Origin of the sequence: Clostridium sp. N3C, from assembly GCF_900095445.1 — a bacterium.
Lineage (GTDB): Bacteria > Bacillota > Clostridia > Clostridiales > Clostridiaceae > Clostridium_AU.
Genome location: NZ_FMJL01000076.1, coordinates 1 through 8,566 on the forward strand (window position 1 = coordinate 1; position 8,566 = coordinate 8,566).

Consider the following 8,566-nt stretch of genomic DNA (forward strand, 5'->3'; position numbering starts at 1 on the left):
CCATTATATTTAATTTTATGAAAAACAAAAATTAGCAGCTTTATTTTAAACTGCTAATTTTTAAATTACAACTCTAATGCCAATGTTCCTCCATAACCGTCCATATTATAAAAACTGGCTAATAACGTTGGCAGGCTCTGTTTAATATCTATCGCTATGCCTATATTTGCTATAGAACTTTTACATATTTAAAACGTAGATAATGCATTACTTTTTATTATTTATATTTTCAACCACGAAGCGATTGTGATGTAAATAATCGCTTCACGAGATTTAATAAGCCCATTTTATCAAGCATATTACGCAGTATAGATTTCACTTTTCTCTTTATCTTTACCGCCATACTATCAGAACAATATTTTTTTACTAATTCATCAAAAGAAAACTCTTCTAATTCTTCGAAAAACCCCTCACGTTTCGGATTATATTCAACAGACTTTACTGCTGATGAATTATATTTTACTGCCTCATTTATATCAATTTCCTTATATAAAATCTTATCTTTTATCTTTTCTAACGCAGCTTGTCCTTTTACACTATTAACAAAAATAAGAGAAGTACCTTTATCATCATCCATCTCAGGTAATATATTTTGAACTCCCCAGAAATCTGCAAGTGTTATATCACTTTGTCTATGCAAAGTTTTAAAATTGCATTTATAACAAGATGGACGTAAACAAACATTTCTTAAAAATGCTTTCATAAACAAATCCTTATCAAAATTTTCTCGATACTCCGCCTCATTCTCAAATGAAAATGATACGGAGTATCGCTTCCAGCCTTTATCCTTTCGTCTAAAAGCTATTCTCTGTGTTAACATCCCAGACTGTTTTTCACGATAAGAAATATATTTCTTCCAAACTTTTGGTGAAGGTACTCCATGACATATAATATCTATACAAAATAAATTATTATATTCTCTTTGTAAATAAGACTTTAATCCACCAATTTGGCATGGAGTTCCTGTAAATAATACCTTTCTGCCTTGATTTAGAAATTCTTTAGCTTCTTTAAATGTATTTTCTATTTTACTTTGAACATATTTAGATCCACGAAACTTCTTCAATTCTTCCTTTGTTTCTACATAACTATGAACTACAGAAAACTTTTCATCAAAACCTGCTCCAAAAACGACGCCATTATTATCTATTATATATTCAGCAATTAGAGTGAAAATTCCACCCGATGAGCTTTCTAATCTTATAGCTTCATTATTATTATAGCAAGCATAAGCTTTTGGCTTGTTTTGAACTATTGTTTCATTTATAATAGGACATACTTTTTCACACAAGCCACATCTTATACACTTATTATAATCTACAACAGGATACCAAAATCCCTCATTATCGTTTTTCATATTAATACAATCTTTAGGACAAACATTTGAACAAGCATGACATCCCATACAGTCTTTCTTATCGCTAATTGTAATCATAAATTTCTCCTTCTATTCTAAAATCCTAATAGTTTACTAGACAAACTCTTTCCAATTACTCTTTCTACAATATAAATACTGAAACAACTAAAAATAATGGTAAATATAAGTTGTATAAACTGATAAATTGGCAAAATATTTTCTGTTACATGTATAAGCGCTAAAATCTTATTACTAAAAATAATCCAAAGCATATGAACATAATATATACCATAGGAATTATCTCCTATATGCTTTATCCATCTTATTTTTTGTATTTTTATATGAGGCTTAATAACCATTAATAAGTTAATCAATGAAAAAACATATAAAAAAGATGATATTTTAATTTGACTAGATACAAATCCTTCAGAAAATCCTAATGCTAATAAACCGTAACCTTCGATAATAGAAAATATTAATGTAATACTGCAACATAATATGGAATTTAATATTTCATTCTTTTTAAAAATAGACTTATATCCTCTAATTTTTACTAACAATCCAATATAATAAAAAACAAACCATGCTGGAAAAAATGTTTGATAAAAAGGCATTTGCTTTTTATAAATAATTATGTAAGAATATAAAATTAATAAATAAACTGGTGTAATAAGGAAACAAAGTTTCATGCCTTTATTACTTTGAATAATTTTAATTAATAATGGAGTTAGAATTGTTAATTGTAATAACACTAATATAAAATATAATTGACCTGATGATAGCCCCAATAAAAATTTAACTAATTTTTTTATTATATTTATATTTTCCTTAGTCGTTACATGTTTAATTATTGTATAAAAAGCTGACCACATTAAAAATGGTACTAGAAGTCTAGCAACCCTTTTATAAATATATGTAACATAAGATTTCTTAATACCTTCTATATTTACAAAATATCCTGAAAGAAAAATAAATATTGCTACTGGAAAATTAATAAACTGTCGCATTATTAACCAGTAATCAAAATTTAAGGAATTATTAAATTGATTTCTATATTGTATACCATTTTTACAATGTATTAAAACAACAAAAATTATACATATTCCCCTTACACACTGCCAATATTCATCTTTAGTTTTATATAATTTGTCTTTACTATTCATAAAGCTCCACCTTTACTTTGTTTTCATCTATTTATTAATCTTAATATTGGTTTAGCCACCAAGTTTTTCTCATATTGATTCATTCCCAAAAACCATACAGAAATAGAAAATATAATTATATAAACAACTCCACATAATAAGAATACTAAAATATGATTCATATCTATAAATAGAGTAATTAAGATTCCTACTATGATTGGCAATAATAGTGATGGAGTAAACTGTAATATTTCACTCCAAAAATATTTCATATCAAGACCAATCTTTTTATGATAATAAATATTCATAATTATTCCATTTCCTATTAGTAATGAAATTGCTGTACCTAATGCTGCTCCTACCCCACCATATGCTTTAGAAAGCGGTATACTTAAAAGTACATTTCCTATTGCAATAAATAAATAGGTCCAAGAACGAAATTGATGCATATTTTTAGCTTTTTGTATTTCAATACCTAAATTTTGAATTAAAGGAATTGTAACTGGAATAATTAAGAGTAATGCTATTAAGTATGCTTCACTGTAATTGTTTCCTGCCCACATATTAATAAATGGTTGTCCAAAAAATATAAGCCCTGAACATATTAAAGAGAGTAAAATAAACTGTACTCTTCCCACACGTGTAAATAAAAATGTTAATTCTTTATTATCATCACTAGACGCTACCATTCTATTTACTCTTGGTATAAAAACATTTGAAATAGCAGTCGATAGCGATAAATAATACGTATTTAACTGCGCTGCCAATCCATAAACAGCCACAGCTACAGTACCTCTAAAGCGTCCTAATATAAACTTATCCACACTCCAATTAATTTGATCAATAATCATGTTTAAAAATATATATGATGAAAAAACTGCCATTTCTTTCATTAAATTAAAATCAAACTTTTTAAATATAAATCTCATTTTTAGTCTTCTAAAGCAGAATACTGTATTACTTAATTCTACTATAATATTAAGAACAGTTGTAACAACTACCATTCCTATTGATTTATATCCCATTAATAAAACTGGCAGCATAATAAAAGGATTTACTACTGTCTTAATCATCTGAAGAGTTTTTTGAAAAACATATCTTTCATTAGCAGTAATATATGAATTAAATACACTTGCTGGAAATGACAGTGCAATATTAAACACCATTACTGCCATTAAAATTTTAGCTGTAGATAATTCATTAACAGTAAGTTTTTTACCAAATATTAAATTTATATTAAAAACAAGAAGTATTCCCGCTAAAATCGCAATAAGCCCAATTGACAAAAAAATAATTAAAAACATACCATTTAGCTTGGCAATGTTTTCTTCATCATTATTAACTTTATACCGAGAATAATATCTCATATAGGCACTACCAAATCCAAAACTAAGTAAGCCTAAATAACTAACTACTGAGGATACCAAATTGTATAATCCATATTGACTTTGTCCTAATAAGCGAAGCATCACAGGCGTATATACTATTGATATAATATATCCAAGTCCCATTGAAACATATGATAAAATAGCTCCTGCTTTTAATTGATTAATTTTCATAATTTATTTCATCCTTAATTTTTTAATTTACTTTAATTAATTATACTTTTCTGCTTTTTAAATTGTTATTTCTTTTAAAGTTTTGTTATTTCTTTTAAAGTTTTAATGATATTTTTATTTGCTAACTTATTATTATGTTCCATCTTATTTTGTATTTCATCATATTCTAATTCAATTGTATTCATTAAATCAATAAATCTTTTTTTCATTTCGTCATAACTTAAATATCTTATATCTAAAATATAATCTTTTAGTCCATATCTCTCTCCAATGATTCCCCAATATTTAGTGCTATATGACAAAGCAATAGCTGGTACTTCACATTGAATTGAAGAAATTATAGGATGCATTCTACTAGAAACTGTAAATAAAGATTTCTGTATGTAGTTTCTTACTTCATAAGGATACATTTCTTTATCTTTAATAATAATTCTATCTTTATATTTATCTATAACTAAATCATATAATTCTCTTGCAATTTTTCTATCATCAACATGACTCGGCTTTAAAACATGGGCAAGTAAAACTAATGTTTTATCTTTATATTTTGTCATTATTTGATCTATCATAAATAAGTTAAAGTCAATCCAGCTTTCTCTCTTGGCATCCTTAGAATATCTATATATAAGTTCACTAGGGCAATACGTTATATATTCTTTGCTTTTTTCTTTTATTTCTTGTTTTGTAAGAGGTAACAATGCTAAGTCATCAGTAATATCTATATTTTCTAGTCCAAGTTCTTTTAGGTATTTATATGTAATTGGATCTCTTGGATATATTTTATATATTTTGTTTAAAAGATACTTCATAACTGGTTTTCTAAAAGATTTATATGGTCCCATTGTTTGTCCTAGCATTACTACCTTTAATCCATTTCTCTTTAGTATATTAAATTTTATGGCATTAATTATAGGTCCTTTCCATCCATAATCTTCTGTAAAATCATCTCCACCTAAAACAATTATTAAATCAATATCTTTAATAAAATTAGATGTTATCTTTTTAATTTTCAAATATCCATATATATAGTCATATTTATCTATTCCTTTTTTAAACATAGAATTCATTTTTACAAAATATATTTGATCTATTCCAGTAGCCTGCTTTAATCTTTCTATATTTGTTTCATCTTCAGTTTCTACATAATATTGATTTTGAATTCCAGATATTTTATTAAAATAACTTATAAAATTTTCTCCCATCATCATTGAACCATAGTTATATGTATTGGAAACATTTAATAGCAGTATTTTCATATTGATTCTATCCTTTCACTTATTAATTCTTTCTGTAAGTTTTTCACTTATCTTATCAACTATATATCTATCTATATTATAATCAAATTTCCTTGCAAACAAATATTCAGAATTTATTAGTTCTTTGTAATCATTAATTTTCCATACATAAGGATTTCCTCCATTCCAATCAATATATCTCATACAAGATAAATAATTATTATTAAACTCTTGATTATATAACTTATATTTAAAATCTGAATTATATACTAACGTTTGAACAAACATTTCATCACAATAGCAAGAAAGCTTAAATGTTTTTTCTATCGACGCTTCCTTTGATAAGATATATTTAGCTAGAGAATGCGTTATACTAAACCAATTTGCACCTTTTTGAAAATGAATATCTTGATTTTTTATACGGTTTATATTCACTAATTTTTGAATCAAAATCGCTCCATTATTTATTATACTTAATATTTTCCTAATAAATTTATTGCTCGGTCTACATGTAAATCCCTGTAAAATATTATAATATTTTACTCTATCAATATTTCTTATATCACATTTTTTACTATCAAAATGAATAAATTCTTTACCATAATTTTTATCATAAAATTATGAATATAATCTTGAGTTTTTAATGGTAAATCTACACCTGAAATAAGATGATAGTAATCATAATTATGTTCAATAGCTGACTTCAATAATTTCAATTCACACTTTATCTGAGAATAACCTCCCCATTGAACATTTATACGATCCACAAAAATTATGTTACTTTTTTGGAATTTCTTTAAATTTATAAAAGTTAAAGTTTTTAACCTTTTTATCAATATGAATGTAAATATCACTTCGCGTATCATCTAGCAACTTAATCAGTTCCTCAAGAATATAAAAATTATTATGTGCTATAATTAAATATGCATGTTTTCCATTCTTCATTTTACACTCCTTGTTTTTTATAAAAACTACTAATTATTATCATTTAAATAATTAGCTTGTCTATTTTTACTTAAATAAATTTTTTAAAAGTTTTATAAATCCTATACATTTATATAAAAGTTTAGGACTTATTGCTATTAAAATGATTTCAATTTTATGATTCATTTTCAAGTTGCTATATATGCCAAATGTGCAGCATTTTTTTATATTTTTCCTTATTTCTTCAACTATATCTTTTTCATAACATTTATCTAAAAACATCCAATTTATCACATGAATATTTGCTTCTATATACGCAACCTTAGCTATATTTTCAAATATCGGAGCATTTTTCTCATAAATCTTTGTAATTTTTTCATATGCATTAATATTAGTAGTTTTCTTCAAATTAAATTTATTTTTACATGCGCTCCCACTCCGTTGTAGATAATGATATAAAGGTTCTGATACGTATGAAATAATCTCACTTCTGCAAATACATTCACACACACATAATATGTCTTCTCCCATATAAATATCTGTATGTAATCTAATTTTATTTTCAAAATCATAATTTTCAAATAACTTTCTTTTTATTAATTTATTCCACAACCAATTAAATCCTACATTATCAAACAATATTTCTAATATTTCTTTTCTAGTAAAGTTTTGTTTATATTTATCTAATACTTTATGAATTTTAGTTCCGTTTTGTTCAATAAACACATCACAGATTGAAATATCAGCATTATTACTTTTAATATTTTTTAATAATTTTTCATACATTTGTGATTCAATCCAGTCATCAGAATCAACAAAACCTATATATTCACCTGTTGCAATATCTAATCCAATATTTCTTGCAGCACTAACGCCACCATTCTTGCTATGAATTACTTTTATCCTTCCGTCTTTTTCAGCAAATTCATCACAAATTTTTCCACTCATATCTGTCGAGCCATCATCTATTAAAATTATTTCTAAATTCTTATATGTTTGATTTACTACACTTTCAATACACTTTTCTAAGTATTGTTGTACATTATATACCGGTATTATCACTGATATTAATTCATCCATAATTTTCCCTCCAAACAATATTATATGCCAAAAAATGTTTTATACGGCAATACCTCATGATATCCCCTTATGACAATTGTATAAAACATATATATTAAATAGAGAATAATTATACTACTTTTCACATATAGTCTAATATATCTATTTCTAATATAATTTATAATTTTAGGTAAAAATATAATTACTATAAAAGAGAAATACCACATAATTCTAGACATTAAAGGAATTTGACTAGAGAAAAGACATAAAATTATAATTATCAATTGATTATTAAGCATTATATTATAATCTTCATCATCCTTGCATCTATGATATAAAAAATAGCAAAAAATTAATATCGATAAATTAATAAGAAATGCTAAAAACTCAAACTTTCCTGTATTGTATGAAGAATTAAAATAGCCAGCATAACTAGTTAACCCTACAATATATATAAATGCTTTTGAAATAAAGTTATAACTAATGACAGTTATTGTTAATAATATTATATGTGTCTTTAATTTTACTTTACGCTTATACAAAAAATATATTGGTATACATACTAATACCGATTTATGCATTGTAGCAGCAATTAAAATAAAAATTAAATATTTAAAAAAATTATTACTTTTTATGTACTTTATTGAATACATAAAAATAGCAATACTAATACATTGCCTTATAGTATTCATGGATATAAAGTAAAAATTAGTTAAAACTAGTAATATTATACTGAAGCAAGGGCTTGAAGATTGTTCATATATTGCCTTATAAATAAAAAATGCAAAAATTAATGATGTAATAGCAAATAGCCATTGATAATTGGATGTAAAAAGTCGTATTAATTTAACTATAAGTTTAAAACCAACTTCAAAACGTTCGGCTTCAGTATAAAAATCATAATAAAACGCTGGAAGATATATCAATAGATAATCCGTACCTACTCCATATCGAATTGCTGATACTATAAATAATGGCAAAAGAGATAAAATAGCAAACATCTTTTTCATTATACTTCTAAGCTTTTGTTTACTATTATATAATGATGTTACATTAATATTAATTTTGCTAAAATATATTGAAAAATAAGCAAAAATTACCGATATAATTGTGGACAATATATAAATTATCATACTTTTTCTCCTATTGTTAATTTTATACTTTTTTATCTCTATAATTTTAAATAAAACTAAGTATTCAATATTTAAAAAGATTTATTTAAAATTTTTGTGCATTAATTTTTATTTATTATTAAAAATTAATTTAAGTTATTTATTAAAAACATAAATT

Annotated in this window: 9 protein-coding genes; all 9 read right to left on the reverse strand. The window is 24.7% G+C overall.

Annotated elements, in window-relative coordinates; genetic code table 11:
* Nucleotides 1–229: 229 nt before the first annotated feature.
* The 9 genes from N3C_RS14055 to N3C_RS15545 all read right to left on the reverse strand — a co-directional run bounded on the left by N3C_RS14055 (nucleotide 230) and on the right by N3C_RS15545 (nucleotide 8,409).
* Nucleotides 230–1,435, reverse strand: a complete 1,206-nt coding sequence (locus N3C_RS14055; RefSeq protein ID WP_074366641.1) for a Coenzyme F420 hydrogenase/dehydrogenase, beta subunit C-terminal domain — start codon at nucleotides 1,433–1,435, stop codon at nucleotides 230–232.
* A 17-nt stretch (nucleotides 1,436–1,452) separates the two neighbouring features.
* Nucleotides 1,453–2,520 (reverse strand): acyltransferase, encoded by a 1,068-nt coding sequence (locus N3C_RS14060; protein WP_074366642.1) that lies wholly within the window; start codon nucleotides 2,518–2,520, stop codon nucleotides 1,453–1,455.
* Nucleotides 2,521–2,543: 23 nt separating this feature from the next.
* Nucleotides 2,544–4,058: a lipopolysaccharide biosynthesis protein gene (locus N3C_RS14065; protein ID WP_074366643.1), complete on the reverse strand. Its 1,515-nt coding sequence runs from the start codon at nucleotides 4,056–4,058 to the stop codon at nucleotides 2,544–2,546.
* 74 nt (nucleotides 4,059–4,132) lie between these two features.
* The gene (locus tag N3C_RS14070) at nucleotides 4,133–5,314 is read right to left on the reverse strand and encodes a polysaccharide pyruvyl transferase family protein (RefSeq protein ID WP_074366644.1); all 1,182 of its coding nucleotides are present in this window, start codon (nucleotides 5,312–5,314) and stop codon (nucleotides 4,133–4,135) included.
* Between the two features lie 15 nt (nucleotides 5,315–5,329).
* Nucleotides 5,330–5,728 (reverse strand): beta-1,6-N-acetylglucosaminyltransferase, encoded by a 399-nt coding sequence (locus tag N3C_RS15360; protein WP_242944114.1) that lies wholly within the window; start codon nucleotides 5,726–5,728, stop codon nucleotides 5,330–5,332.
* Nucleotides 5,729–5,850: 122 nt separating this feature from the next.
* Nucleotides 5,851–6,009, reverse strand: coding sequence for a beta-1,6-N-acetylglucosaminyltransferase (locus N3C_RS15365; protein WP_242944115.1), 159 nt, complete (start codon nucleotides 6,007–6,009; stop codon nucleotides 5,851–5,853).
* A 61-nt stretch (nucleotides 6,010–6,070) separates the two neighbouring features.
* Nucleotides 6,071–6,238, reverse strand: a complete 168-nt coding sequence (locus N3C_RS15370; protein WP_242944116.1) for a hypothetical protein — start codon at nucleotides 6,236–6,238, stop codon at nucleotides 6,071–6,073.
* A gap of 66 nt (nucleotides 6,239–6,304) precedes the next feature.
* Nucleotides 6,305–7,297, reverse strand: coding sequence for a glycosyltransferase family 2 protein (locus N3C_RS14085; RefSeq protein ID WP_074366647.1), 993 nt, complete (start codon nucleotides 7,295–7,297; stop codon nucleotides 6,305–6,307).
* A gap of 20 nt (nucleotides 7,298–7,317) precedes the next feature.
* Nucleotides 7,318–8,409: an EpsG family protein gene (locus tag N3C_RS15545; protein WP_074366648.1), complete on the reverse strand. Its 1,092-nt coding sequence runs from the start codon at nucleotides 8,407–8,409 to the stop codon at nucleotides 7,318–7,320.
* Between the last annotated feature and the right edge of the window lie 157 nt (nucleotides 8,410–8,566).

Bases quoted from the DNA above. Each gene is read 5' to 3' on its own strand.
- N3C_RS14055 (WP_074366641.1), bottom strand. From the start codon at position 1,435: ATGATTACAATTAGCGATAAGAAAGACTGTATGGGATGTCATGCTTGT.
- N3C_RS14060 (WP_074366642.1), bottom strand. From the start codon at position 2,520: ATGAATAGTAAAGACAAATTATATAAAACTAAAGATGAATATTGGCAG.
- N3C_RS14065 (WP_074366643.1), bottom strand. From the start codon at position 4,058: ATGAAAATTAATCAATTAAAAGCAGGAGCTATTTTATCATATGTTTCA.
- N3C_RS14070 (WP_074366644.1), bottom strand. From the start codon at position 5,314: ATGAAAATACTGCTATTAAATGTTTCCAATACATATAACTATGGTTCA.
- N3C_RS15370 (WP_242944116.1), bottom strand. From the start codon at position 6,238: ATGAAGAATGGAAAACATGCATATTTAATTATAGCACATAATAATTTT.
- N3C_RS14085 (WP_074366647.1), bottom strand. From the start codon at position 7,297: ATGGATGAATTAATATCAGTGATAATACCGGTATATAATGTACAACAA.
- N3C_RS15545 (WP_074366648.1), bottom strand. From the start codon at position 8,409: ATGATAATTTATATATTGTCCACAATTATATCGGTAATTTTTGCTTAT.